General features: G+C 63.6%; 24 protein-coding genes. 12 read left to right on the top strand and 12 right to left on the bottom strand.

Annotated elements, in window-relative coordinates:
• Window positions 1-26: 26 nt before the first annotated feature.
• The 4 genes from L0F51_RS07125 to rpsF all read right to left on the bottom strand — a co-directional run bounded on the left by L0F51_RS07125 (window position 27) and on the right by rpsF (window position 3,067).
• Window positions 27-1,514: a replicative DNA helicase gene (locus L0F51_RS07125; RefSeq protein ID WP_234628530.1), complete on the bottom strand. Its 1,488-nt coding sequence runs from the start codon at window positions 1,512-1,514 to the stop codon at window positions 27-29.
• A 227-nt stretch (window positions 1,515-1,741) separates the two neighbouring features.
• Window positions 1,742-2,356, bottom strand: a complete 615-nt coding sequence (gene rplI, locus L0F51_RS07120) for a 50S ribosomal protein L9 (protein ID WP_234628529.1) — start codon at window positions 2,354-2,356, stop codon at window positions 1,742-1,744.
• A gap of 80 nt (window positions 2,357-2,436) precedes the next feature.
• The gene (rpsR, locus tag L0F51_RS07115; protein ID WP_026379016.1) at window positions 2,437-2,685 is read right to left on the bottom strand and encodes a 30S ribosomal protein S18; all 249 of its coding nucleotides are present in this window, start codon (window positions 2,683-2,685) and stop codon (window positions 2,437-2,439) included.
• A gap of 4 nt (window positions 2,686-2,689) precedes the next feature.
• Window positions 2,690-3,067: a 30S ribosomal protein S6 gene (gene rpsF, locus L0F51_RS07110; RefSeq protein WP_092810875.1), complete on the bottom strand. Its 378-nt coding sequence runs from the start codon at window positions 3,065-3,067 to the stop codon at window positions 2,690-2,692.
• 385 nt (window positions 3,068-3,452) lie between these two features.
• On the opposite strand from rpsF, the gene L0F51_RS07105 reads away from it, so the two are divergent.
• From L0F51_RS07105 to gmk, 8 genes are all read left to right on the top strand, one after another.
• Window positions 3,453-6,257: a mechanosensitive ion channel domain-containing protein gene (locus tag L0F51_RS07105; protein WP_234628528.1), complete on the top strand. Its 2,805-nt coding sequence runs from the start codon at window positions 3,453-3,455 to the stop codon at window positions 6,255-6,257.
• A gap of 146 nt (window positions 6,258-6,403) precedes the next feature.
• The gene (fabD, locus tag L0F51_RS07100; RefSeq protein WP_234628527.1) at window positions 6,404-7,357 is read left to right on the top strand and encodes an ACP S-malonyltransferase; all 954 of its coding nucleotides are present in this window, start codon (window positions 6,404-6,406) and stop codon (window positions 7,355-7,357) included.
• A gap of 23 nt (window positions 7,358-7,380) precedes the next feature.
• Window positions 7,381-8,118, top strand: coding sequence for a 3-oxoacyl-[acyl-carrier-protein] reductase (gene fabG / locus L0F51_RS07095; RefSeq protein WP_234628526.1), 738 nt, complete (start codon window positions 7,381-7,383; stop codon window positions 8,116-8,118).
• 179 nt (window positions 8,119-8,297) lie between these two features.
• Window positions 8,298-8,540, top strand: coding sequence for an acyl carrier protein (locus L0F51_RS07090; protein ID WP_092810884.1), 243 nt, complete (start codon window positions 8,298-8,300; stop codon window positions 8,538-8,540).
• Window positions 8,541-8,569: 29 nt separating this feature from the next.
• On the top strand, window positions 8,570-9,832 hold the full coding sequence (gene fabF, locus L0F51_RS07085) for a beta-ketoacyl-ACP synthase II (RefSeq protein WP_234628525.1): 1,263 nt from the start codon (window positions 8,570-8,572) through the stop codon (window positions 9,830-9,832).
• Between the two features lie 79 nt (window positions 9,833-9,911).
• Window positions 9,912-11,180, top strand: coding sequence for an endolytic transglycosylase MltG (mltG, locus tag L0F51_RS07080; RefSeq protein WP_234628524.1), 1,269 nt, complete (start codon window positions 9,912-9,914; stop codon window positions 11,178-11,180).
• A 68-nt stretch (window positions 11,181-11,248) separates the two neighbouring features.
• The gene (locus L0F51_RS07075) at window positions 11,249-12,130 is read left to right on the top strand and encodes a YicC/YloC family endoribonuclease (protein ID WP_234628523.1); all 882 of its coding nucleotides are present in this window, start codon (window positions 11,249-11,251) and stop codon (window positions 12,128-12,130) included.
• Window positions 12,127-12,825, top strand: a complete 699-nt coding sequence (gene gmk, locus L0F51_RS07070) for a guanylate kinase (protein WP_128291464.1) — start codon at window positions 12,127-12,129, stop codon at window positions 12,823-12,825. Before L0F51_RS07075 ends, gmk begins: the two co-directional genes overlap by 4 nt.
• On the opposite strand, the gene rsmA is transcribed toward gmk, so the two are convergent.
• The 6 genes from rsmA to lptF all read right to left on the bottom strand — a co-directional run bounded on the left by rsmA (window position 12,795) and on the right by lptF (window position 20,396).
• A complete protein-coding gene (gene rsmA, locus L0F51_RS07065) occupies window positions 12,795-13,649 on the bottom strand; it encodes a 16S rRNA (adenine(1518)-N(6)/adenine(1519)-N(6))-dimethyltransferase RsmA (RefSeq protein WP_234629366.1) in 855 nt (284 codons plus the stop codon). The two genes, gmk and rsmA, sit on opposite strands and share 31 nt — an antisense overlap.
• A gap of 8 nt (window positions 13,650-13,657) precedes the next feature.
• The gene (pdxA, locus tag L0F51_RS07060; protein WP_234628522.1) at window positions 13,658-14,665 is read right to left on the bottom strand and encodes a 4-hydroxythreonine-4-phosphate dehydrogenase PdxA; all 1,008 of its coding nucleotides are present in this window, start codon (window positions 14,663-14,665) and stop codon (window positions 13,658-13,660) included.
• A gap of 6 nt (window positions 14,666-14,671) precedes the next feature.
• Window positions 14,672-15,613 (bottom strand): SurA N-terminal domain-containing protein, encoded by a 942-nt coding sequence (locus tag L0F51_RS07055; protein WP_255701287.1) that lies wholly within the window; start codon window positions 15,611-15,613, stop codon window positions 14,672-14,674.
• Between the two features lie 66 nt (window positions 15,614-15,679).
• The gene (locus tag L0F51_RS07050; RefSeq protein ID WP_234628521.1) at window positions 15,680-18,088 is read right to left on the bottom strand and encodes an LPS-assembly protein LptD; all 2,409 of its coding nucleotides are present in this window, start codon (window positions 18,086-18,088) and stop codon (window positions 15,680-15,682) included.
• Between the two features lie 23 nt (window positions 18,089-18,111).
• Complete coding sequence (gene lptG / locus L0F51_RS07045; protein ID WP_234628520.1) at window positions 18,112-19,185, bottom strand: LPS export ABC transporter permease LptG; 1,074 nt, start codon at window positions 19,183-19,185, stop codon at window positions 18,112-18,114.
• Window positions 19,182-20,396 (bottom strand): LPS export ABC transporter permease LptF, encoded by a 1,215-nt coding sequence (gene lptF / locus L0F51_RS07040; protein ID WP_234628519.1) that lies wholly within the window; start codon window positions 20,394-20,396, stop codon window positions 19,182-19,184. Before lptF ends, lptG begins: the two co-directional genes overlap by 4 nt.
• Window positions 20,397-20,568: 172 nt before the next feature.
• Between lptF and L0F51_RS07035 the strand changes: the two genes are divergently transcribed.
• Entirely contained in the window at window positions 20,569-22,062 is a 1,494-nt protein-coding gene (locus L0F51_RS07035) for a leucyl aminopeptidase (RefSeq protein WP_234628518.1), read from the top strand.
• A 29-nt stretch (window positions 22,063-22,091) separates the two neighbouring features.
• Window positions 22,092-22,541 carry a DNA polymerase III subunit chi gene (locus tag L0F51_RS07030; protein WP_234628517.1) on the top strand — a complete coding sequence of 150 codons (450 nt, stop codon included), beginning with the start codon at window positions 22,092-22,094 and terminating at the stop codon, window positions 22,539-22,541.
• A gap of 28 nt (window positions 22,542-22,569) precedes the next feature.
• On the opposite strand, the gene L0F51_RS07025 is transcribed toward L0F51_RS07030, so the two are convergent.
• Entirely contained in the window at window positions 22,570-23,532 is a 963-nt protein-coding gene (locus L0F51_RS07025) for a CHAD domain-containing protein (RefSeq protein ID WP_234628516.1), read from the bottom strand.
• A gap of 36 nt (window positions 23,533-23,568) precedes the next feature.
• Window positions 23,569-24,039, bottom strand: coding sequence for a CYTH domain-containing protein (locus L0F51_RS07020; RefSeq protein ID WP_128291473.1), 471 nt, complete (start codon window positions 24,037-24,039; stop codon window positions 23,569-23,571).
• Between the two features lie 185 nt (window positions 24,040-24,224).
• Between L0F51_RS07020 and L0F51_RS07015 the strand changes: the two genes are divergently transcribed.
• Both L0F51_RS07015 and L0F51_RS07010 read left to right on the top strand, forming a co-directional pair.
• Window positions 24,225-25,019, top strand: a complete 795-nt coding sequence (locus tag L0F51_RS07015; RefSeq protein WP_234628515.1) for a hypothetical protein — start codon at window positions 24,225-24,227, stop codon at window positions 25,017-25,019.
• A complete protein-coding gene (locus tag L0F51_RS07010; RefSeq protein ID WP_234628514.1) occupies window positions 25,016-25,615 on the top strand; it encodes a LysE/ArgO family amino acid transporter in 600 nt (199 codons plus the stop codon). Before L0F51_RS07015 ends, L0F51_RS07010 begins: the two co-directional genes overlap by 4 nt.
• Window positions 25,616-25,724 lie beyond the last annotated feature (109 nt).

Genomic DNA, 25,724 nt, shown 5'->3' with positions numbered 1-25,724 from the left:
CTCGCGCAAACTGGAATCATCAAGGCTCAATCATAACGTACCGGAAGGCGCTCTTCGTGGGCCAGGGACGAGAAGCGCGTCACGTCGGCCTCGAAGGCGAGATCGATCGTCCCGGTCGGGCCGTGGCGCTGCTTGCCGACGATGACTTCGGCGCGGCCGGCGACCCCCTCCATCTCGGCCTGCCACTTGAAGAACTCCTCGGTGCCTTCCTTCGGCTTCTTGTTCTTCAGGTAATACTCCTCGCGGAAGACGAAGATGACGACGTCGGCGTCCTGCTCGATCGAACCCGATTCGCGCAGATCCGAGAGCTGCGGGCGCTTGTCGTCGCGCGCCTCGACCTGACGCGAGAGCTGGGAGAGGGCGAGCACCGGAACGTTCAGCTCCTTGGCGAGAGCCTTCAGGTTCGTGGTGATCTCGGTGATTTCCTGCACGCGGCTGTCGGAGGAGCGTTTCGAGGACCCCTGAATGAGCTGCAGATAGTCGATGACCAGAAAATCGAGGCCGCGCTGGCGTTTGAGACGCCGCGCGCGGGCCATGAGCTGGCCGATGGAGATGCCGCCGGTCTGGTCGATGTAGAGCGGCATTTTCTGCATTTCCTGCGCCGCGACGACGATCTTGTCGAACTCTTCCTCGTGGATGTCGCCGCGCCGGATCTTCGATGAGGGGACGGCGGCCTGCTCGGCGATAATGCGGGTGGCGAGCTGTTCCGACGACATTTCCAGCGAGAAGAAGCCGACGATGCCGCCATCGATGGTCTTCATCGTGCCGTCGCCCTGCTGCTCGCCGCGCCAGGCGCGCGCAACATTGTAGGCGATGTTGGTGGCGAGCGCCGTCTTGCCCATGCCCGGGCGACCGGCGAGGATGATCAAGTCCGAAGATTGCAGACCGCCCATGAGGCGGTCCATGTCGTCGAGGCCTGTTGCGATGCCCGACAGGTGGCCGTTTCGCTCGTAGGCGGCGGCCGCCATGTCGATCGCGGTCTTCAGCGCGTCGCCGAAACCCTGAAAGCCAGTCGCGCCGCGCCCCTTCTCGGCCAGTTCGAAGAGCGATCTCTCGGCTTCCTCGATCTGGTGGCGGGGCGTCATGTCGACCGGCGCGTCATAGGCGACGTTCACCATGTCCTCGCCGATGGTGATCAGCGAGCGGCGGAGCGCCAGATCGTAGATGGTGCGGCCGTAATCCTGGGCGTTGATGATCGTCGCCGCCTCATAGGCGAGGCGGGCGAGATATTCCGCGATGGTGATCTCGCCGACCCGCTGCTCCTCGTTGAGGAAGCTCTTGAGGGTTCGCGGATCCGCGATCTTGCCGACACGGATCAGCTGGCGCGCGACCTCGTAGATGCGCTGGTGCAGGGGGTCGTAGAAATGAACGGGTTCGAGGAAATCGGAGACCCGGTCGAGCGCGTCGTTGTTGATCAGGATGGCGCCGAGAAGCGCCTGCTCGACTTCGATATTATGAGGCACCTGGCGAGGCGAAATGGGCTCGGCTTCGCGTAAACGGGCTGCGGCTGTCATGGGACCGTCGTTGGTTAATCGCCCCTTACTAGCAAGCCTGCCGGGCGTCGGGGCGAGACGGTGCAGGGTATGAGTCTTTTCCTAGTTGTTCCTTGTCAGGAACGACAAAATACCCGTTCGGGCTTGACCGCGATCTCGTTGTCGCACGCCGACTCATACCGAACAAAAGAGCAACAAAAAAGGGGCGCCCGCAAGCGCCCCTTTCGATAATCCTCAGGAGAAGGCGATTATTCGCGCTCCTCGGCCTCCGCGTCGACCTCGGTCGGCTCGAGCTGCAGATCCTCGGGATTTTCGAAGACCTCTTCGAGCGCTGCGGCCTCTGCATCCTCGGTCTCTTCGTCATCGAAGCGATCGCGGCCGGAGAGGTTCTCGCCACGTGCCTGACGCTCGGCCTCATCGGCGTTGCGGGCGACGTTGAGCGTGATTGGAGCTTCGACCTCGGGATGCAGCGAAATCAGAATCGGATGCAGACCGAGCGTCTTGATCGGACGATCGAGCCAGACCTGGCTGCGCCCGACCGTGAAGCCGTCCTCGCCCAGAATCTCGGCGATGTCGCGGGTCGAGACGGAGCCGTAAAGCTGGCCCGTTTCGCCGGCGGAGCGGATCACGCTGAAGGTCTTGCCGGCGAGCTTTTCGGCCACCGCATCGGCTTCCTTCTTGGCTTCCAGGTTGCGCGCTTCGAGATGCGTCTTCTCACGCTCGAAACGGGCCTTGTTGGCCTCGGTGGCACGCAGAGCCTTGCCTTTGGGCAGGAGGAAGTTGCGGGCGTAACCGTCACGCACGCGCACTTCGTCGCCCATCTGGCCGAGCTTGGCTACGCGCTCCAGAAGAATGACTTGCATTTCTATCTCCTTGCTGTCCCGCCTGGCCGTGGCCGGCGGTTAGAGGCGTCAGGCAGGCCGACGCCCCAACGGGTTGGATCTTACTTCAGGACGTAAGGCAGCAGGCCCAGGAAGCGGGCGCGCTTGATGGCCTTGGCGAGCTCGCGCTGCTTCTTGGCGGAAACCGCCGTGATGCGCGAGGGAACGATCTTGCCACGCTCGGAGACATAACGCTCCAGAAGCTTGACGTCCTTGTAATCGATGCGCGGCGCATCTTCACCCGAGAACGGGCAGGACTTGCGGCGACGGTGAAAGGGCCGACGGGTCGGCAGCTGTGCGATATCGACCATGTGCTTATTCTCCATCCTCGCGGCGGCGTTCGCGTTCGCGGCGACGACGCTCGTCGCGCTCGCGCTTCTGCATCTGCACGGAGGGCTCTTCCTCGTGCTCGTCGACGCGGATCGTCATGAAGCGGATGATGTCTTCATTGTAGCGCATCTGACGCTCCATCTCCGCCACCACCGGGGAGGGGGCGTCGATGTTCATCAGCGCGAAATACGCCTTGCGGTTCTTTTCGATACGGTAGGTGAGGGACTTCATGCCCCAGTTCTCCGTCTTACCGACGGAGCCACCACCCTGCTCGACGACACCCTTATAGTGTTCGACGAGCTCATCGACCCGCTGGCCCGACACATCCTGTCGGACCAGGAATACGTGCTCATAAAGTGACATAACTGGCCTTTCCATTCAGCGACCTGCCTGGCGCGGAGCCTCACCGAAGCCTCAGCCGGATCTTTCGAAAACCGGAGAAAGGCTCAAGAGTGCGTCTTCAGGAGCGGAGACACCGGGAACCGACCGGTCTTGCCGGTCTCGGCCACCTTTTGGGCAGCCGTTCCCATTCAGCCCCCGGCCGAAGCCGGTCGCGTCGCTGCGTTATAGGGATTTTTCGTTCCCGTGCAAGCCTGTGGGGAGCACGCGCCGATGAATGCCGGGAAAAGCGCCCAATCTCGCCCATTCGTGCTCTTGCCCTTGCGCCGGGCTGCCTCATTCTAGTCCCATCCAACGCCCATGAGGCGGCGTTCCGCCACTCGCTGATGCTCTTTCCGACCGGACACCGATGCTTTTGACCGATCTCTTTCCCGCACGTCTTTTGCGCCTTTCCGCCGTTCTGCTGGTGCTGTTCACGCTCGCGGGTCTGGCGCCGAGCGGCGCTGGCGCGCAATCCCTGCCGCTGCCGACCGTGTCTGGCACCTCCGACACGTCGGGCTCTTCGGATACGGCGAATGAGGGCGAGGGCGAGACGAGCGGCGACAGTGCGCTCCGTGCCAAGCTGCTCGCCGACATCTTGAAGGACGAGAGAGCGCGTCAGGCGCTCATCGATCAGCTCGAGCAGCTTGCGAACCCGCAGTCGCCGGCGGCGGAGGCCGCGGCGCCGCAGCAGGAGGAAGACCAGTCGCTTGCCCGGCAGCTTGCCGATGCCACCAAGGGCGCGGCCGAGGCAAGCTACGGCGTGGTCGAGCGTCTGTTCCGCGACCTGAAAGGTCTTGGCGCGCTCGCCAAGCAGGCGGGCGATCTCGATTGGGGCGCCCTTCAGGTTGCCATTTTGCGGCTCTTCGGAACGATCGCGGTCACCGGAGTGGGCCTCGTCGTCTTCAGTTACCTTCTACAAAAGCTCACGCATCTCGTGACGCGGCGCATATCGGGGCCGCATGCGGTCGTGAGGAGCATTGCTTTCGTCGTCGAAACGCTCGCCGACATTTTGGCCCTGGCGATCGCCTATGCGGTCGGCAGCGGGCTTGCCGTCGGCGTCTTCGGCGATGGCGGGCAGATGCAGATCGAGCAGTCGCTTTATCTCAACGCCTTCCTCATCGTCGGCGGCGTGCGTGTCTTCCTGCGGGCGATCGTGGCTTCGACGACGGAGACGACCTCTCTCATTCCCTACCGGGAAGGCATCACCGATTATGCCTATACCCGGCTGATGGTCGTGGCGGCGCTCTTGATCACCGGCATCGCCTTCCTGGTGCCCGTCGTCAACACCAGCCTCTCCTTCGTGGCCGGGCGCGGGCTGCGCGTCACCGTCATGCTGGTGGCGGCCTTCGTGGCTCTCACCTCGATGCGGACGCTCGCCGCGCGCATCAAGGAGCGGCGCGACCCGGATACGCAGGGCATGGGCGGCCAGGTCGTGACCATGTTCGTGCAGCTCTGGCCCTGGATCGGCACGCTCTACGTGCTCGCCGTCCTCTCCATCGGCATCACCCGGCCTTACCTGCTCGTCTCGTTCGTGGTCGGCGCCTCCGTGCGCACGGCGGTGGCGATCGGGATCGGCGTGGCGCTCGTGGCGCTGGTGAAGCTCGCGCTGCAGCGCGGCGTGCGTCTGCCGCAATGGATGGCGCGCGAAGTGCCGGTTCTGGAACGGCGGATGAACACGCTCATCCCGGCAATTCTGAAGATCGTGCGCACGCTCGTGATCGTCGCCGTGATCCTCGCCATCATCGACGCCTGGCAGGTGCTCGACATTTCCGGGTGGATTTCGACCGAGCGGGGGGCCGATCTCGTCGCGCGGGTCATCAGCGCCCTCATCATCGTCGTCGTCACCTATCTTCTGTGGATCGGCATCTCGTCCTGGATCGAGCACAGGCTCAACTACGGCAAGCAGGGGGCGATGCCGAGCGCGCGTGCGCGCACGATCCTCTCTCTCATGCGCAACGGGCTTTCCATCACGCTCTTCGTGATCGCCGGCATGCTCGCTTTGTCGCAACTGGGTGTGAATATCGGGCCGCTTCTCGCCGGTGCCGGTGTCCTTGGCCTCGCGGTCGGTTTCGGCTCCCAGAAGCTCGTCCAGGACGTCATCACGGGCGCCTTCATCCAGTTCGAGAACGCCATCAACGAAGGCGACGTCGTCACCGTCGCCGGTATTTCCGGCGTCGTGGAGAAGCTGACGGTGCGCTCCGTCGGCATTCGCGATCTGGCGGGCGTCTATCACATCGTGCCGTTCTCGTCGGTCGATGCCGTCTCCAACTCGATGCGCAAATTCGCCTATCATCTGGCCGAGGTCGGCGTCGCCTACCGCGAGAATATCCGCGAGGTGAAAGAGGCGATGCGCGAGGCCTTCGATCGTCTCAAGGCGAGCGAATACGGCACCGACATCATCGACGATTTCGAGATGCATGGCGTGACCGGGCTCGCCGATTCGGCGGTCATGGTGCGCGGGCGCATCAAGACGCTGCCGGGCAGCCAATGGGCGGTCGGCCGCGCCTATACGGAGATCATGAAAGAGGTCTTCGACGAGCGCGATATCGAGATCCCGTTCCCGCATCGCACGCTCTATCTGGGCGTCCACAAGGACGGGCATATCGACACCTTGCCGATCGCGATCGAAGAGCAGGCCCGCCGCAAAGCGCTGAAAGAGGCTGCGAAACCTCAGATCGAAGAAAAGGTGGTTTCTGAGGACGGCGAGAAGAAGGACGGCGGCAAGAAGGACGAAAAATCCGAACCGGCTCAAGGCTCGAGCGCTTCCGAGCCCTACACGGCACCGACCCAGGACCTGCCCGCGGAAGAGGGGCAGGCGAAGGCCGCAGCCCTCAAGGCTGCCGCCCTCTCCGGCGGAAAGGTCGCGGAAGGTGAGCCGTTTGCGGACCAGTTCACGGAGGATCAGCTGCCCGATCCAGAGGATTCGCGCAAAGCCGCCGCTTCCGTCGATCAGCCGGCCGAGGACGAGGCGGCCAAGAACAAGCCGTCTGGGGAGAAGCCGGCCGGGGAGGGGCGCAACGAAAAGACGTCCGACAAGACCCCCGCGAGCCGCCGCGCCGGCGGGCAGGGCACGAAGGGGTCGCGTTCGCAAAATCGCAGCCGCAGACCGCGTCGCCGGCGCAAGGACGAACCGAAGCTGCCGGAACCGACACAGGATTCTGACGACGAATAGAGGCGCGCAGGATGTTCTTGTGGGGTGCCGCGACGGGCGTCATGGCGCCTTGACAGTCCACGCGCAGCGTGATCACACCCGCTCAACTGACGTCGCGGCCCTTTGGGCCACAAGAACAAACGCGGCAAGAACAAAAAGGAGAAGCCATGGCCACCGTGTTCGCTTTCCCGGGGCAGGGCAGCCAGGCCGTCAGCATGGGAGCTGCGCTCGCAGACGCTTTTCCGGAAGCGCGCGCGGTTTTTCAGGAAGTGGACGACGCGCTCGGCGAGGCTCTTTCGAAGACCATTTTCGAGGGGCCGGACGACGCGCTCACTTTGACCCGCAACGCGCAGCCGGCGCTGATGGCGGTTTCCATGGCGGCTCTGAAGGCGCTCGAAACGCAGGGGATTTCGGTTTCGGCACATGCCGATTTCGTCGCCGGGCATTCGCTTGGCGAATATTCCGCGCTGGCGGCGGCCGGAAGCCTTTCGATCGCCGATGCGGCGAGGCTCCTGCGCATTCGCGGCGATGCCATGCAGGCGGCGGTGCCGGTCGGCGAGGGGGCCATGGCGGCGATCCTCGGTCTCGATATCGAGGCGGTGCGCGAGATCGCCAACGAGGCCGCGCAGGGCGATGTCTGCGAGGCGGCGAACGACAATGCGCCGGGACAGGTGGTCGTCTCCGGAAGCAAGGCGGCCGTCGAACGTGCGGCGGAGATCGCCAAGGCCAAAGGCGCCAAGCGCGCCATGCTTCTGCCGGTGTCCGCACCCTTCCATTGCGCCTTGATGCAGCCGGCGGCCGAACGCATGGCCGATGCGCTCGCGCAGACCGAGATTGCGCCGCCGTCGGTGCCGGTCGTGGCGAATGTCACGGCGCGGCCGCTGACGGCGGTTTCGGAAATTCGTCAACGGCTCGTCGAGCAGGTGACGGGGGCCGTCCGCTGGCGCGAATCAGTCGCCTGGATGGGTGAGAACGGTGTGACGCTCCTGGCCGAGATTGGTGCCGGGCGTGTCCTCTCCGGTCTCGTCCGTCGTATTGCGCCTGGAATGAGCGCGCTGACCGTCGGCAAGCCCGAGGAGATCGAGGCTGCCGTGGCGGCGCTGAAAGCGGCGAAAGAATAGTCAGAAAGAAGAGGGGAGAGGGCATGTTCAGCCTTGAGGGAAAACGCGCGCTCGTCACCGGCGCGAGCGGAGGAATCGGCGGCGCGATCGCGCGGGGGCTTCATGCCCAGGGCGCGACGGTGGCCCTGTCGGGCACCCGTGAGGAGCCGCTGAATGCGCTCTCCGCCGAACTTGGCGACCGCGCGCATGTGCTTCTTGCCAATCTCTCCGATACGGCGGCCGTCGACGGGCTCATCGGTGAGGCCGAGAAGGCGATGGGCGGGCTCGACATTCTCGTCAACAATGCCGGGCTGACGCGCGACGGCCTCGCCATGCGCATGAAGGACGCCGATTGGGAGATCGTTCTCAAGGTCAATCTGGAGGCGGCCTTCCGCCTGTCGCGCGCCGCGCTCAAAGGCATGATGCGCCAGAGGGCCGGGCGGATCATCAACATCACCTCGGTGGTCGGGGTGACCGGCAATGCTGGTCAGGCGAATTACGCGGCCTCGAAAGCCGGTCTCATCGGCATGTCGAAGGCGCTGGCTCAGGAGGTGGCGAGCCGCGGCATTACCGTGAATTGCATCGCCCCCGGATTCATCTCCAGCGCCATGACCGACCAGCTCAATGAGAAGCAGCGCGAAGGAATCATGTCGAGCATTCCGGCCGGCCGGCTTGGAAGCGGCGAAGACATTGCTGCGGCTGCGGTTTTCCTGGCGAGCCAGGAAGCCGGCTACGTCACGGGGCAGACGCTGCACGTCAATGGCGGCATGGCGATGATCTGACGCCAAAGAACCGCACGACCACCGTCTTTCGACTGCTGGTCAAGGCCATAGAAACATGATAACGGACCGCGCGACCATCCCCGTTCGACCCCTCGACCGCGCGGCAATCCGGGTTTTTCAGGGGATAAGGACTGTTTTTCACGGTCATACCAGACCAGGCAATCGAGGAAGCTGAGGCTATGAGTGAGAGCAATATCGAGGAGCGCGTCAAAAAGATCGTCGTGGAGCACCTTGGCGTTGAAGAAGAAAAGGTCACCAAGGAAGCCAGCTTCATTGATGACCTCGGCGCCGACAGCCTGGACACGGTCGAGCTTGTGATGGCGTTCGAAGAAGAGTTCGGCGTGGAAATTCCGGACGATGCCGCTGAGACCATCCTGACGGTGGGCGATGCTGTGTCGTTCCTCGAGAAGAACGCCGGCTGACCTTCTCTCGTGATTTGCGGTACAGTGGAATGAGGCGCGTCGTCGTTACGGGTCTCGGCATGGTTTCGCCCCTCGGTTGCGGGGTGGAGGAAACCTGGTCGAGACTTCTTGCTGGTGAGAGTGGTGCAGCACGCATCGAGGCCTTCAAGGTCGACGATCTCGCGTGTCAGATCGCTTGCCAGATCCCGCGTGGCGACGGCTCCGAGGGCACCTACAATCCGAACGATTGGATGGAGGTGAAGGAGCAGCGCAAGGTCGATGAATTCATCACCTTTTCCATGGCCGCTGCTGCCCAGGCGCTGAAAGATGCCGAGTGGGAGCCCGACGAATACGAGGACCAGATCCGCACGGGCGTGCTGATCGGGTCCGGTATCGGCGGGATCCGCGGCATCGTCGAAGGCGGGCTTTTGTTGGAGGAGAAGGGGCCGCGTCGCGTGTCTCCCTTCTTCATCCCAGGCCGCCTCATCAACCTTGCGGCCGGTTACGTCTCCATCCAGCACAATCTGAAGGGCCCGAATCATGCCGTCGTGACGGCGTGTTCCACGGGCGCTCATGCCATCGGCGACGCGTCGCGCCTCATCGCGCTGGGCGACGCCGAGGTGATGGTGGCTGGCGGTACCGAATCACCCCTCAATCGCGTCTCGGTGGCGGGCTTTGCCGCCTGCCGGGCGCTATCGACGAATTTCAACGAGGCGCCGACGAAGGCGTCGAGACCCTATGACCGCGACCGTGACGGCTTCGTCATGGGCGAGGGTGCGGGTGTCGTCGTTCTGGAAGAGCTCGAACACGCCAAGGCGCGCGGCGCGCACATCTATGGCGAGATCGTCGGCTACGGCATGTCGGGCGATGCCTATCACATCACGGCTCCGGCCGAAGATGGGGATGGCGCCTATCGCTGCATGACCGCCGCTTTGAAGCGGGCCGGCGTCAGCCCCGACGAGATCGACTATATCAACGCGCATGGCACCTCGACGCCCCTCGGCGACGAGATCGAACTGCGCGCCGTGGAGCGCCTGACCGGACAGCATGCCCCGGGGATGACGATGTCGTCGACGAAGTCGGCGATCGGTCATCTTCTCGGAGCTGCCGGCGCGGTCGAAGCGATCTTCTCGATCCTCGCCATTCGCGACAACGTCGCGCCGCCGACGATCAATCTCGACAATCCGTCGGTCAACACGCCGATCGATCTCGTGCCGCATCAGCCGAAGGAAAAGCCGATCAATGTCGCGCTTTCCAACTCGTTCGGATTCGGCGGCACGAACGCCTCGCTCGTCTTCCGGCGTTTCAATTAGCTGATCGGCCGGCAGCGGCCCTCTTTCGCCATATTCGAGCTTAGTTGTCGGATCGACGGCGACGTGGGAAAAGCGGGCAATGAACGAAAAAGTGCCGAGCGAGCAAACAGGGATTCCTGCGGCTGACGCTGCCAACGGCGAAGCGCGGCCTGCGGAGCACAACGGTGCGCGCTCCGGCCGCCGAATCAATCCGAAGAGCCCGCGCCAGGCGATCCAGCCTGAGCCGGCACCGCCACCTCCGCCGCGCTCCAAGCAGGCGAAGCACCCGGTCGTGGTGACCCTCAATTTCTTTCTGATGACGGCAGTGCTCGCTGTCCTGTTCGTGGGCGGCGCGCTTTATTTCGGCAAGCAGCGCTTCGTTGCGGACGGGCCGCTGGAAGAGCCGCGGACGGTGCTGATCACCCGCGGCTCGGGCGTCGACGCGATCGCCGCGCAGCTGAAGCGCAACAACGTCATCGACAGTCCGCTCATCTTCAACGTCGGAGTGCGCCTCAACGAGGCTGCGAGCCGCCTGCAATACGGCGAATATCTCTTTCAGCCGCACGTCTCGATGCGGGAGGTGATGGAGATCCTCACCTCGGGCAAATCGATCCTGCATGCCGTGACGATTCCGGAAGGGCTCACCAGCCAGCAGATCGTCGACAAGCTTCGGGCCGACGATGTGCTCGTTGGCGAGATCGAGACGGTGCCGCCCGAGGGTTCGCTGCTGCCGGAGACTTACAAATTCACGCGTGGGGCGACGCGCCAGCAGATTCTTGAGCAGATGGAGCGGGCACAGGACCGGCTTCTGGACGAGGTCTGGGGACGCCGCTCGCCGGATCTCCCCATCGAAACGCCGGAAGAGCTCGTGACGCTGGCCTCGATCGTGGAGAAGGAGACCGGCAAGGCCGACGAACGGCCGCGCGTTGCTGCGGTCTTCATCAACCGCCTGAAGCGCGGCATGCGCCTGCAGTCCGACCCGACGATCATCTACGGGCTCTTCGGCGGTGCGGGAAAACCGTCCGACCGGCCGATTCTTGCCTCCGATCTGGAGAAGGAAACCGAGTACAACACCTACCAGATCAGCGGTCTGCCGCCCGGGCCGATCGCCAATCCGGGGCGCGCGGCACTCGAAGCCGTCGCCAATCCGTCGCGCACGGACGATCTCTATTTCGTCGCCGACGGAACCGGCGGCCATGTCTTCTCCACGACGCTCGCCGACCACAATCGCAACGTGGCGCGCTGGCGGCGCATCGAGCGCACGCAGCGGGCGGCCGAGGCGGCGGAGGCCGAGGCGGAGGTTCTGCAAGAGGAGCCGATGCCAGGGGCGGAAAACCTCGTCCCGCGTCCGCGACCAGAGCCGGAATGAGGGGCAAGGCTTGTCCGGGCGGCGCGCCCGCGCTACGCCCCTTCCACACTTACAGCTGATTACGGCACATGCGCATTCAAAGCATGACGGGCTTTGCCCGTCAGGTCTTCACCGTCGGCTCGTCGAGCTATGTCTGGGAACTGAAGAGCGTCAACGGACGCGGTCTGGAGCTGCGCTTCCGTCTGCCGCCCGGCTTTGACGGTCTCGAACCGTCCGCGCGCGAAGCCGTGCGCAGCCATCTTTCCCGCGGCTCGTGCTATCTGAACCTGCAGGAAGACGGCGGCGGTGCGGAAGCCGGGGTCACGATCAACGAGGCGGCTCTGCGTCTCGTCCTGGAGCGGGCAAAGCGCCTGGCGCAGGAAGACGAAGTGCAACCGGCGCGCGCTGATGGACTTCTGTCGCTGCGCGGCGTGATCGTCCAGGGCAGCAACAGCGAAAGGGCTGCCGAGGGGCCGGTCGCCGAGGCGGCGGTTGCGGCTTTGCACGAGGCGCTCAAGGCGCTGGTGACGACGCGGCTCGAAGAAGGCGAGAGGCTGCGGGCGCATCTCACGGAGATCATCGACCGCATCGAAGCGCTGGTCGAGGCAGCGGAGGCCCGTCTCGGCGGCATGGTGGAGCGTCTGCGTGCGCGGATTCGCGAGCAGGTGGAGTTCATTTCCTCCGAGACGCAGCTCGACGAGGGGCGTCTCTATCAGGAAGCGCTGATGGTCGCGACGAAAGCCGATATCCGCGAGGAGATCGACCGTCTCAAGGCGCATATCGCGGAGGCGCGCACGCGGCTTGCGGAAGGCGGCGTCATCGGGCGCAGGCTCGATTTTCTGTCGCAGGAGTTCAACCGCGAAGCCAACACGTTGTGCTCCAAGTCGAGCGACCACGAAACGACGGCGATCGGCCTCGATCTCAAATCCGCGATCGATCAGTTCCGCGAGCAGGTGCAAAATCTCGAATGACCGCCGACCCGATCAAGCTTGTCCGTCGTGGCCTCATGTTCGTCCTGTCCTCGCCTTCGGGGGCAGGCAAGTCGACGCTCGCGCGGCAGCTCCTTGAAGCCGACAGCGGCCTGGAATTGTCGGTTTCTGTGACCACGCGCCCCCGCCGGCGAAGCGAGCGCGAAGGCGTCCACTACCATTTCATCGACGACGTGCATTTCAACCGCATGGTGGAGCGCGGCGATCTTCTGGAATGGGCGACGGTCCACGGCAACCATTACGGCACGCCGATCGAACCCGTCGAAGATGCCTTGTCTGCGGGGCGGGACGTGCTTTTCGACATCGACTGGCAGGGGACCGCACAGATCGCCGAGAAGCTGCCCGACGATCTCGTGCGCGTCTTCGTGCTGCCGCCGTCCATGCGCGAATTGAAGGCGCGGCTGGAACGGCGAGCCGAGGATTCCCACGAGACGATCGGCCGGCGGCTGGTCGGATCGCTGGAGGAAATCGAGCAGTGGAGCCGCTACGATTACGTCATCGTCAATGACGATCTGCAGCGGGCCTTCGAGGCGGTGAAGGGGATTTTGACGGCCGAAAGGTTGAAGCGGGACCGCGTCCTTGGTCTGCGTTCCTTCGTCAGCCAGCTTCTGTCCGAGGGGCGCGACCTCGTCGATCACCTTCAGGCTCAGGACGAAGAGCGCCCGAGCTCCTCGTAAATCCGGGCAAGATCGAGAAAGCCCGCGACCGGAATTTCTTCGGCACGCCGCGTCGGTGCGATGCCGCAAGCTTCCAGAACCGCTTCCGGCTGTTGAAAGGCCTGTTTCAGGCTTTGGCGCAGCATCTTGCGTCGCTGGCCGAAGGCAGAGGCGGTGACGGCCTCAACGGCTTTGGGCGCGACGTCGACGGCATCGGGCCGCGGTTCCAGCCGGACGACCGCGGAGGTGACCTTCGGCGGAGGCAGAAAGGCACGCGGCGGCACTTCGAAGAGAATATGGGCGTGGCAACGCCACTGGGCGAGCACGGCGAGGCGTCCGTAGGCCTTGGAACCTGGCTCCGCGACGATCCTCTCTGCCACCTCCTTCTGGAACATCAGCGTCAGGCTGCGCCACCAGGCGGGCCAGGTGGGCGGGGTCAGCCAGCCGGTGAGAAGCGGCGTCGCGACGTTGTAGGGGAGATTGGCGATGATGCGGCCGCCATTTGGCCCGACGAGATCCGGATAATTGGCTTCAAGCGCATCGCCCTCGATCACCTCGAGGCGACCCTGCGCAGCGGCCGCGATTTCCTCAAGCGCCGGAAGCGCCCTGTGGTCGCGTTCAATGGCGATCACGCGGGCTGCGCCCTCAAGGAACAGCGCCCTTGTCAGGCCACCCGGTCCCGGGCCGACCTCGACGATCGTCTCGCCGCTGGCGCTCCCCTCGCGGGCGATGCGGCGCGTCAGATTGAGGTCGAGCAGAAAATTCTGGCCGAGAGACTTCTGCGCCCAGAGCTCGTGTCTTGCGAGAACGTCGCGCAGCGGCGGAAGGGCCGCCACGCGTTCGATGACGTCGCTCACGCCAGGACGGGAGAACGGCTCATCTCGGCTGCCATATGCAGCGCCGCCATCAGGCTCGACGGACGGGCACGGCCTGTGCCGGCGATCTCCATGGCCGTGCCGTGATCCGGCGACGTGCGCACGAAAGGCAGACCGAGCGTCACGTTGACCGCATGATCGAAGGCGAGGGCCTTGACCGGGATGAGCGCCTGGTCGTGGTACATGCACAGCGCCAGGTCATAGCGGCGGCGGGCCGCCGGATGGAACATGGTGTCGGCGGGCAGCGGCCCCTCCGCTTCGATGCCAGCCTGGCAGAGCAGGTCGACGGCCGGACGGATGACCTCGATGTCTTCCTTGCCGATGACGCCTTTTTCACCGGCATGCGGGTTCAGGCCCGACACGGCGATGCGGGGGGAGGAAATGGCAAAGCGGCGCTTCAGCTCCTCCGCGGCGATCTTTCCGGTTTCCACGATGAGTTCGGTGGTCAGAAGACGCGGCACCTCGCAAAGAGGCACATGAATGGTGACGGGCACGGCGCGCAGGTCGGGCCCGGCCAACATCATGACCGGCCGGCGCTTTTCCCCGAAGAGCTGCTCGCCGAGGTCGGCGAGATATTCGGTGTGACCCGGATAGGCGAAGCCCGCTTCGTTGAGCGCGTGTTTGGCGATCGGATTGGTCACCATCGACGAGCAGCGGCCATCGGCCACGAACTCAGCGGCCTGACGGATCGACTGGATCGTCAGCGCTGCGTCTTCGCGGGCGATAAGCCCTGGCTCGGCCTTCGCCTCCGGGAAACCCGGCAGGCACGGCAGCGCCATCGGGAACACGAGAGCGGCTTCTTCCGGCTCCACTTCGCGCGTCGGGCAGTCGATGCCGAGGAGAATCGCCCGCTCGGCAATGTTCGCGGCCGAGCCGAGGAAAATAAACGGCGGCAGGCGTTCGCGCTCGCGCCGAGCCCAGGCAGCAATGGTGATGTCGAGGGCGACGCCGGCCGCCTCTCCGAGGGTCAGTGCAATTGGAAGCATCGGTTCCTAACGGTACTCGATTATCGCGTCGGATTTCAGGTCGCGCAGATAGCGTCGGGCAAGAAGCTGACCCCGTTCATTGGTCAGTTCATCGCGGACCTCGTCGGCCGCCTGTGATTTGCCGGCGACAGCCTTCTTGTTGCAGATGCCGAGCACCTGGAACCCCTCATCTACCTGCGTCGGAGGTAGAGCCGTACCAACCTTGGCTTTGCCGAGGCTGTCACGCAGGGAATCGGGAAAATCGCTGCTCTCCCGCCGCACCGTCGGTTTCACGAAGACGCCTGCCATGCCGCGGGTTTGTTCCAGCGTTGCGTCGCAGTTCCTGAAGCGGCTGCGGAAGGCTTCGGCTTCACGCTTGCGCTGAGCAGCGATGCCGGCCTTGCCCTTCTTGGGGACGATGAAAAGAACCGGCTGAACGTCGTATTCGGTGACGGTTCCAGACGCCTCGGCGTCCTCGTCGCGGCCAAGCATGGCCTGGGCGACATCCGACTCGGTGATGCGCACCGTGGCGCGGAAGCGGGCACGCACCACGTCACGCCAGGCGAGCTCGGCACGAATGCGGTCCTTGAGGGTGTCGGGATTGACGCCGTTCTGACGCAGGGCCGCTTCGAGCTTCGAAGGGGGCAGCTTGGCGCGGCTCGCAATGCTGGCGAAGGCGCGCTCGACTTCGTTTTGCGAAACGCTGACATTGCGGCGCTTGGCTTCCTGCATTTTCAGCGCTTCTTCGATCAACTCGTCCGTCGCCTGCTTCGCACCCGCCTGACCGCGCGAGGTCAGGCGAAGGAATTTGGCACGGTTGTTGATGTCGTAGGTCGTGATCGGCTGGTCGTTGACCAGGATCTTGATGGAGCTCTGAGCCCGCGCGCTGTCGGCGACGGGCAATGTGGCCATGGCCATCAAGGCGCTTGCCGCAACAAGCCAAGCGGTTTGCGTGAGGGTTTTAAACATCGATATTCGCATCGTTCCGTTGCAGCTTTTGATGGCGCTCTTAAGCGCGAATTATGGCGCTAATTTTTAAAAGAGCCCAGAGTAGAGGTCTTCCTCGTCATCGTCGTCGTAATCGTCGCCCGATGCCGCGAAGCTCACCTCACTGTCGCCCAGGGTGCGCAGATTGAAGCGCACAAACACCTCGCGGCCAGAGACGATGTCCGTGTAGCGGTCACGCGTCTCGCTGTAGACCACCGATAGATTGAAGCATTCGTCGTCATAGGCAAGGCCGACGGCGTGCTTCACGCGGCTCATCTGGTCGATGTCGAAGGTGACGCCACCCTTCACCGACCAGAAATCGCTGACGGCGAACTGGCCGGTCGTGGAGATTTCCGATTGATCGTCGTCGATGCCGAGCTCGGGAATCTCGCGACGATAGAAGTAGGTGAGGGCCGCGCTGTTGCGCCGACCCTTGGAGAAGCGCGCCGTCGCTTCCGCACGGTTGACGTCGAAGGTGTCGTTGTCGAAGCGGCCGCGGGCCGTCAGCGTCAGCCCTTCGCCGGAATCCAGCGTGACGCGTCCGACATAGTCGGAATCGTCGGTGGAAAGCCCCGAGCCGATGCCTGTGAGCGTGACGTTGCTCTTGGAGAAGGAGTTCGCTCCGGCGAGCTGGAAGGATTGGCCGAAGAGGGCGTCGATGCTCGCCTTGCCCAGCATCGCATGATACGTGAAGCCCACATTGGCGCGCGTGCCGCCCTCCTGGCGGTCATAGCCGGAGAATTTGTCCCATTCGAACAGGTTGGTGTCGTCGAAGACGAGGCTTTGCGCGTCTTCGTTGGGCAGGTCGTTGATGTGCTGTTCGTCGGGACGAACGATGATCTGGGCGACCGGGCTGAACGTCTGCGAGATCGGCCCCATCTGCGCCAGGAACGGATAGCGGTAGTCCAAACCGACCGCCGGCATGGCGCGCAGATAGGTTTCGTCACCGGCGAGACCCGTCTCGGTGTCGTCGGCCTGGACGTTGTAGACGTCCCCCTTGAGATACGCGAAGGGCGTGAAGACCTGCCCGAGAGGGCCGACGATCTTGCTCTTCCAGGTGACGTCGGTGCTCGCCCGGGTGAAGGTGCCCGCGACGCCGGCGTAGTATTCTTTCTGCGTCCGATTGCCCGCATCGTCATACTGGAAGTAGGCGCGCTCATCCGTGTCGCCGCGGGTGAGGCTTGTCAGATTCGAGGTCAGGCTGAGTTCGCCGCCCAAAATCGGCTGGTCGAAGATGTAATTGTGGTCGAGCACCGGGTGCACGACAGCCTGCTCGTCCTGATAATTGCGGGTGGAATCCACCGGGTCGTTGCGCTGGATGCGGAACGCATAGCCGCGCAGGTCGAAGAAGTTGCGATCGCTGAGGCCGGTCAGGAAGATGGTGTTGACCACTTCCGTGTCGGTCAGGCCGCGAATGTCGTAATCGCGCCCGAAGGTACGATCCGTGGTCGTGGCGAGATCCCAGCCCCAGTTCCAGCGGGAATTGATGTTGAAGCGTCCCTTCGTGGCGACGCTGCCGCGGAAGTCCCTGACGCCCGACGAGACGAAATTGCCGAGCTCGAACTCGTCCTTGTTCTGCTGCAAAATCCCGGCGAGGCGAATGCTGTAGGAGCCGTTCATCAGCCGGTGGCGCCATTCCGTCTCCGCAAGCAGGCCCTGCTTGGAATAGACGGTCGGGGCGAAGGTGATGTCGTAGTTGGGAGCAAGGTTCCAGAAATACGGCGTGCCGACGCCATAGCCGAGGGCCGAGCTTTGATGGAAGCGCGGCGGCAGGAAGCCGCTCTTGCGCTTCACCGTCGGGTCCGGATGGTAGAAATAGGGAATGTAGACCATCGGAATGCCGAAGAACTCCAGACGGGCATTGCGATAGTAGACGGTCTTTTCTTCCTTGTTGTGGACAATGCGCGAGGCTTTGATCTGCCACAGCGGCGGCCGGTCCGGATTTTCCCGGCACTGCTCGCAGGCGGTGTAGACGCCCTGGCGGAAGATCAAGAGGTTGTTGCCGCGCCGCTCGGCGCTGTTGGCGGCGAAGCGCGCGCGGTCCACCGTGAGGACGTTCAGGCTCTCGATGAAGCCGTCGCTGAACGTGTCCGTGATGTCCATTTCGCGGGCGGTGATGATGTTGCCGCCCGGCTCCGTCATGCTGACGCCGCCCGAGGCGATGAGCCGGCTGTCGCTTTCACGATAGGTCACCTGCGGCGCACGCAGCGTATAGCCTTCGTAATAGATCTCGACGCCGCCGCGGGCGGTCACGATGTGCCGGTCGAAATCGTAGACGAGCTCGTCCGCCTCCAAGAGCATCTTGGCGTTCGGATTTTGCGTGACCTGCTCTTCGAAATTCAAATCCTGAGCAAGGGCGGCGGGTGTCCACGGATTTGCCGCAAACGCGACCAAAGCCAAAGCGGAGACGGCCGCCAGCCGCCGCGCAAGCCCCCAGCCTGCGCGCCTGCGCGTCACTCTTTCTCGTGTGTGGACGGGAATCATCCGTCCTCCTGATAAAGCAGCGCCGTGGCTCCGAACAACATGGCGAGAACCGCAGGACTCCAGGCCGCGAGGACAGGATCCAGGATCCCGTTGCTGCCCATATCGCTGACGATCTCGGTCGCGACATAAAGCAGAAAGCCGATGATGATGCCAGTCAGGGCGAGCTTTCCTACGCCACCGTAGCGCGAAAGCCTCAGGCTGACGGTGGCGGCGACAGTGACCATGGCTATCAGGAAGAGAGGCCGGGCGAGAAGGCTATGGAATGCCAGGGTGAAGCGAGCGGTGTTCAATCCGGTCTGTGCGGCCGTGTCGATGAAGCGGCGCAAAGTCCAGACGGAGAGCCGGTCGGGGCGCAGAAGCGTCAAATTGACCTGATCGGGCGTGAGCGAGGTCGGCAGGATGTAGCGGTCGAATCGATCCGAGGCGCCTTCGCCGGAAATGTAGCGGGTCTTGGCAAAGATCCAGCGGCCCGGACGATAGCTGGCGGAGAGGCTGACGAGCTTCGCCTGGAAGCTGCCGTCGGGATTGAACAGGAAGGCGGTGACGCCCCGCAATTCCTTCGCGGAGCTGTCGTAGTTCGCCGCACGGATGATCGACGGCCCGTCCAGACCCTCCTGGCGAAACCAGATGGCGTCGGCGGAACTCGCCGCGATGCCGTCGGAGAGCGAGGCCTCGATTCGATCCGAGCGCTCCTTGAGCTCCGTGGCGAGCGGGTTGAAGAGAAACGTCGATGCCAGACCGATCACCAGAGCAAGAAAGAACGGCGCACGCAGGAAGCCCCAGACGGAGACCCCGGCGCCGCGCGCCACCACGAGTTCCAGCTTTCTAGACAAATTGAGGAAACAGATCGTTGCCGAAAAAAGGAAAAGAAAAGGCAGGATATCTTCCAGCAAGGCCGGCGCACGCATCAGAGCGAGCTTGAGCCCGAGCAGGGAGGTGAAGGCCTCCGCATCGGAGAAGCGGCGCAAGAGTTCGACGTAGTCGACCAGAAAGACGAGGGTGAGAAGCGCGATCAGAATCGTGCCCAGGGAGACGAGGAAACGGCGGCCGATATAGGTTGCAAGGATCATGCGTGGCCGGTGCTCTTGCGTTGAAACAAGGCAAGGGGGGAAAGCTTCATGAGCTTGTGGCCCAGCCGGGCGAGAGTGTCGAGAACGCGCGCGATGAAGACCGGGGTGCGCCAGCGATAGCCGCGCTTGAGCGCGAGTGCCGACACGACGATGCCGGCGATGGGCACCGCGTAGAGAAGCGGAATGAGGGTCGCGTCGTTGGTTGCCGCGGCGAGGACCCCGAAGCCGAGGCCGCGAAGGGTGAAGCCCGAAACCACCGCAAGCACCGTCGCATAGCCGCGATCCTGTCGGTTGGTGCGCGCGCGCCCGCAAAACAAAAGCGCGATGAACGCAAAGGCGATGGTGTAGAGCGGCGCGGTGATGCGGTCATGCAGCTCCGCCTTCCAGCGCGTCGGGAATTCCTCGCGGTAGGGATTGTCCGGCGCCGGGTTGAGGAGTTCCCGTGTCGTCAGCTCGCGCGGCTTGCGCGTGGCGTTGACCTCGCCCGCCTTGAACTGGCTGAGGTCGAAACCGTAGGTGTCGAATTCGACGACGCTCGTCTCGCCCTTCATGCGGTTGTCGCGGACGAGTTCGCCATCCTTCATGATGAGATAGGCGTTGCCGCCGCTTTCCACGAGCACGCCGGTTTTGGCGATGTACTGGGTGGAATCGCTCGGGATGCGATCGTCGCTGACGAAGATGTTTTTGAAGCTCCCGTCCGGCGCCTTGGCGCGGATGTGGAGGGTGAGGCCGTTGTCGACGGTGCGGAAGCCGCCGTCCTTGACGAGAGTGGCGAGAAGATCGGCGCGCACATGCGCCACGATTTCGCGCAAGGCGCCGAGACTTGCCGGCGCGACGACGTGATAGAGCAGGGTGACGGCGACGAAAATGACGGCGCCCAAGGCGATGATCGGCCGGGCGACGACCCGGCTCGATGCGCCCGCCGCCGCCATCACCGGCAATTCGCTGTCGGCATTGAGATTGTTTAAGGTGACCGTCGCCGCGATGAGGTAGGCGATCGGTGCGATCACCTGAATGAGGGCGGGCAGGGCCAGAAGCGTCATGAAGACGAACATCCAGATCGCCTGGCCTTTGGCCGTCACCACGTCGAGCTCGCGCAGCACCTGGGTCATCCACATGGTGGCGACCAGCGCCCCCAGAACGAGCAGGAGCAGCATCAATGCGCGACGAAAAACGTAGCGTTCCAGAAGGGGCAGCCTGAAGATTTGCATCCGGTCCTTGTTCGGCAAGATCGGGCTTGCGAGCTCAAGCCTTACGCAGGCATGGATAAAATTCACCCAACAAGCATGGTTAACGGCAATTGGCCTTGACGGCCAAGCTCTCACGGCTAATCCAGTCGCACCCCTACTTTCCATGACAAAAGCCGAGGATCGAGGCAACAGCATGGTCGCCAACACCACCATCACTTTTGAGAAACCCGCCGTTCCCAAAAAGGGAACCGCCGTCCTTCTGACCGGCAAAGAGCTCGCTCTGGGGCCGATCGCGACCTCGCTCGACGAGGCCGCCGGCTCGCGATTCGCGGTGGCGGCGAAAATCAAAGGCTACAAAGGCGCCCTGCGCAAAACGCTCGAACTCGTCGCGCCGTCCGGCGTCGACGTGGAGCGAATCATCTTTGTGGGCCTTGGCGACGTCGATCCCGATATCGACTGGCTGCGCCTCGGCGGCGCGACGGCCAAGGCCTTGCCCGACGAGGGCGAGGTGACCGTCGTTCTGCAGGCTCCGGAAGGCCGCGGCCCGAACGGCGAAGACGCGGCCGCTTTCGCTCTCGGCCTCGTCATGCGCCGCTATCGCTTCGATCGCTACAAGAGCCGGAAGAGCGATGAAGATGCGCCGCGCGGGCCGATCACCGTCACGATCGGCGTCGACAATCCGGAGGCTGCCGAGGCGGCCTGGAAAGAGGCTGCTGCCGTCGCCGAGGGCGTCGAACTTGCGCGCAATCTCGTCAATGAACCGGCCAACATTCTGGGCCCGGTCGAATTCGCCGAGCGGCTCGGCGAGCTCAAGGCGAAGGGGCTCGACATCGACGTTCTCGACGAGAAGGCGCTGACGGATTTGAAGCTCAACGCGCTGTTGGGGGTGGCGCAGGGGTCGGTGCGTCCGCCGCGGGTCGTCATCATGCGCTGGAACGGAGCCGGCGACGAGGCGCCGATCGCCTTCGTCGGCAAGGGCGTCGTCTTCGATACGGGCGGCATCTCCATCAAGCCGGCAGCCGGCATGGAGGACATGAAGGGCGATATGGGCGGGGCGGCCGCCGTCTCCGGCGTCATGCTGGCGCTCGCCGGCCGCAAGGCCAAGGTGAATGCCGTCGGCATCGTCGGAATCGTGGAGAACATGCCCGACGGCAATGCGCAGCGCCCGGGCGATATCGTGACGTCGCTCTCCGGCCAGACGATCGAGGTGATCAACACCGACGCCGAAGGCCGGCTGGTGCTCGCCGATATCCTGACGCATGTGCAGAATGTCGCGAAGCCGAAGGCTATGATCGATCTGGCGACCTTGACCGGTGCCATCATCGTGGCGCTCGGCCACCATTATGCCGGGCTCTTCTCCAACGACGATGCGCTCGCATCGGCTCTTCTCGATGCCGGGAAGACGACCGGCGAAAAGGTCTGGCGCATGCCGCTCGGGGAGGAATACGACAAGCTCATCGATTCCAAGAACGCCGATATGAAGAATGTCGGCGGGCGTTGGGGTGGTTCGATCACAGCCGCGCAATTCCTCAAGCGCTTCGTGGAGAACGACACGCCCTGGGCGCATCTCGACGTCGCCGGAACGGCGATGGGATCGCCTTCGAGCGACACCAACGATTCGTGGAGTTCGGGCTTCGGCGTCCGGCTTCTCGATCAGCTGGTGAAGTCGAGCTACGAAAAGGCCTGAGGCCCTGGGTGATGATGTGAGGGAGCGCCTTGCCTGAGATCCTCTTCTACCATCTGGAGACGAGGCCTCTCGACAAGGCGCTTCCGGATCTTTTGCAGCGCTCGCTCGATCGCGGCTGGCGGGCAGTCGTGCAGGCCGGGAGCGAAGAGCGGCTGGCTTCGCTCGATGCGGCGCTCTGGACGTTCGACGACGCGTCGTTTCTGCCCCACGGGATGGCGGAGGACGGCCGCCCCGAAGATCAGCCGGTGTTTCTCACCACGAAGCCGGAGAACCCGAACGGGGCTGCGGTCCGCTTTCTCCTCGATTGTGCGGAGGAGGGCGATTTTTCGGCCTATCAGCGCGTCGTCTATCTTTTCGAGGCGGCGAACGAAGCGACCATGCAATGGGCGCGGCAGGCCTGGAAACGCCTGAAGGCCGAAGGCGCCGAGATGACCTACTGGAAACAGGATTCCGACGGCCGCTGGAACAAGCAGGGCTGAGCTGACGGGGGCTGGCGGTGTTCGTCCGTCAGCTGCTCTCGGCGCGTTCGTCCTGCACGGCCGATGTCGCCAGATGTTCGCGCGGCTTCTGCGCTTCCTCTTCTGCGGCCTCCCAGTAGGAGGTCATACGGGCTGAGAGAGCGTCGGGGGATTCCGCACAGAGCTTTGCCCCGATGTCGAGCGCGGCGGACCGCAGCTCGCTTTGCCGGCGGTCGAGGAGTGCAAGCAGGAGCTCCTGAACCTTCTTCTTGCCGAAGAGCTTCGGCTCTTCGATCAGCGTGCCCCGATAGACGGCGAGATCATGCTCGTCTCCCAAAATATCGGCGAGCGCCTTGGCTTCGGCGCGGCGCGCCTTCATCGGCTCCGGCCAGATTTTGCGCAGGAGTTTGAGATGTACCCAGTGATATTTGGCGCGCTTGCGCCAATCGTGGAACACTGCTGAATCTTCTGCGGTCCTGGCCTTGTGGTAGCCCTTGTCGAGGCGCTTGTAGGTCTTGGCAAACCCCTCTGCGATCGTCTCGAAATCATCGGGGAAGGAAAGCTCGTCGAGCCGCTTCTCACCGGCATCGAGCGCCTTCATCGTGGCGTCTATGCGCTCGTCGAGATCGGTGACCTCGTCGGTCATCTCCGCCCGGCGCTCGTCGAGCCGCTGGCGGGTGCTGTAGAGAATGCCGTCCTCGATGCGATCCCCGAAATGGCTGGTGAGGGCGTCATGCGTCTCAAGGAGCGCCGTCGCGTCGCGGATGACGGAGAGCTCGCGTGCGATATTGCGCCAGCGGGCGTTTTCGATCGCGTAATCCTCGCCGAGGCCGGGCCGGGCGAGGCGCAAGAGGCCACGGATCTTTTTGAAGCGTTTGCGCGCCAGATGCACCGCTTCGTGGCGATCCTCGGCCTCGTCAGCGAGTTCGGCGCGCGCCCGCTCGATCTGTTCGGCGGCGGCCCGCTTCAGTTCTTCGGCAATGGACGCGGACGGATCGAGAGAAAAGCTCATGGCATCCATATGGGTGCGCACCCAGTGCGCCTCAAGTCATGTCCAGTCGTGGTAGGGGTGCTGCGACAGAGAGGCATTGGTGTAGCGGCCGTCGCCAGAGACCTCTTCGCCCAGCCATTCCGGATGCTCGAATTCCTGGTCCGGATGGTCGAGCTCGATTTCGGCGACGACGAGGCCGGCATTGCGATCTTCGAACACGTCGATTTCCCAGGCGAGATGGCCATGGCGGATGATGTGACGGGTTTTTTCGATCAGGCGGCCGGCGCATTTGGCGATCAGTTCTTCGCCGTCTTCGAGAGGGATCGCGTATTCGTATTCGTCGCGGCTGATCGCCGCCTTGCCGCTCTTGATGGTGAGATACGCCTTTTCGTCGTCGACGATGCGCACGCGCAGGCTCGCCCGCTCGTCGTTGCACAGATAACCCTGCCGGATATGCCGGGTTTCGTTGACGGACTTCCGCCAGTCATCGCTGGCCAGAAGGAATTTGCGTTCGATTTCGAGTGCCATGCCTCTGCAAGCTCAAATGGGCCCTGCCGGTTCCCTTAATTGACGATTCGTCGCGCCGAAATGTTGGCGGACGATCGGATGCTCGCCGAACCGACCTGAACGCGAGAATACGCCATTCGGTTGGAAATTCATCCACGCGCTGGTTATGGAATGAGGTGAGTGTGCATGACCGAACAAGGATTGGGATGATCGGCTTCGTTCCCGCCCCGCTCATGGGGCTGATTGTGGTTGTCGGGACGGTGGCGATCGCTTTCGCGAGCTATTTTCTTGCGCGCACTTTGCTGTCCTCGCGCGGGCCGGAGGACTCGAAGGATCTCGCCGGTTCCGTGGTGATCCGGGTTTCTGCGCTTCACGGCCTTATCCTGGCACTGGTCTTTGCCCAGGAGCTGGCGAATTTCGACCAGATCGGAGACGGGCTTTCGACGGAGGCGGCGCTCATCGGCGATGTCTTCTACGACCTCGAACGCTTCGATGCGGACATTACCCAAAAGGCGCGGGACGATCTTGCGACCTATACGGGGATCGTTCTCAACGAGGAGCTTCCGGCGCTGGCGGACGGTGAGCCTCTGCTTCGCAAAGCCTGGGAGAGCTGGGACGATGTCTATGATGCCATTCTCGATCTCGAGCCGCAGAATGTGCGCCAGGTCGCGTTGAAGCCGTTGCTCATCAAGAACGTGCACGAGATTTCGCAGCTTCGGCTGAAACGTGAGGAAGCCGCAGAGGATGGTGTGAACGGGCTGTTCATGCTGGCCGCGCTGCTCGGCGTGGCGTTGACGGCTGCCGCCTATTTCGCTTTTCCGCCGACGGTGCCGAACCTTCTGCTTCTGTCCATCTTCGGCACCTATACCGGGCTGATCGTGTTTTTCGTCATCGCCTTCGCCTATCCCTATTCGGAGCCGGGAGAAGTGCGGCCGGTCGAGCTGCAAAAACTCTACGTCTCGGAAATGCAGGGGCGCTTACCCGATCAGTCCTCTCCATGAATGCAGCACTTGCTGGTTTCTCGCTGGGGCTCGGTCTCATCTTGGCGATCGGTGCGCAGAATGCCTTTGTCTTGCGGCAGGGGCTGGTCGCCCGCCACGTCTTCGCCGTCTGCCTCGTCTGCGCGCTCTCCGATGCGGTTCTGATCTCGGCCGGTGTTGCCGGTGCATCAGGTCTCATGAAGGCGTTGCCGTGGATCGAGACGGTGATGCGCTACGGCGGCGCGTTGTTTCTCATTGTCTATGCGCTGAAGAGTTTTCACGCTGCGCTCAAGCCGGGGCTCGGCTTGCAGCCGCTCGATGCCGACGGAGGGAGCCTCGGCGCGGCGATCGCCACCTGTCTCGCCTTCACCTGGCTCAATCCGCATGTCTATCTCGATACGCTGGTGCTCCTCGGCTCGGTGTCCTCGCAATATGAAGGGGAAAGACCGGCCTTCGCTTTGGGCGCAGTAACGGCGTCGTTCTCGTTCTTCTTCGCGCTCGGCTATGGGGCGCGGCTCCTGCGGCCGGTCTTTGCCGATCCGCGCGCCTGGCGGGTGCTCGATCTGGTGATCGGCATCATCATGGGCGTGATCGCGGTGAGCCTCCTGCGGGGATGAGCGGCGAGGGGGGCTGACGGCGAAACGCGGACGGCGGACATGAAAATGCGGGACGTAAAGTCCCGCATGGATTGAATGGTGAGGCGGGAACCCCTGAAGAGGTTTTCTC

Source organism: Afifella sp. H1R, from assembly GCF_021462425.1.
Lineage (GTDB): Bacteria > Pseudomonadota > Alphaproteobacteria > Rhizobiales > Afifellaceae > Afifella > Afifella aestuarii.
This window is presented reverse-complemented; position numbering and strand designations above follow the sequence as displayed.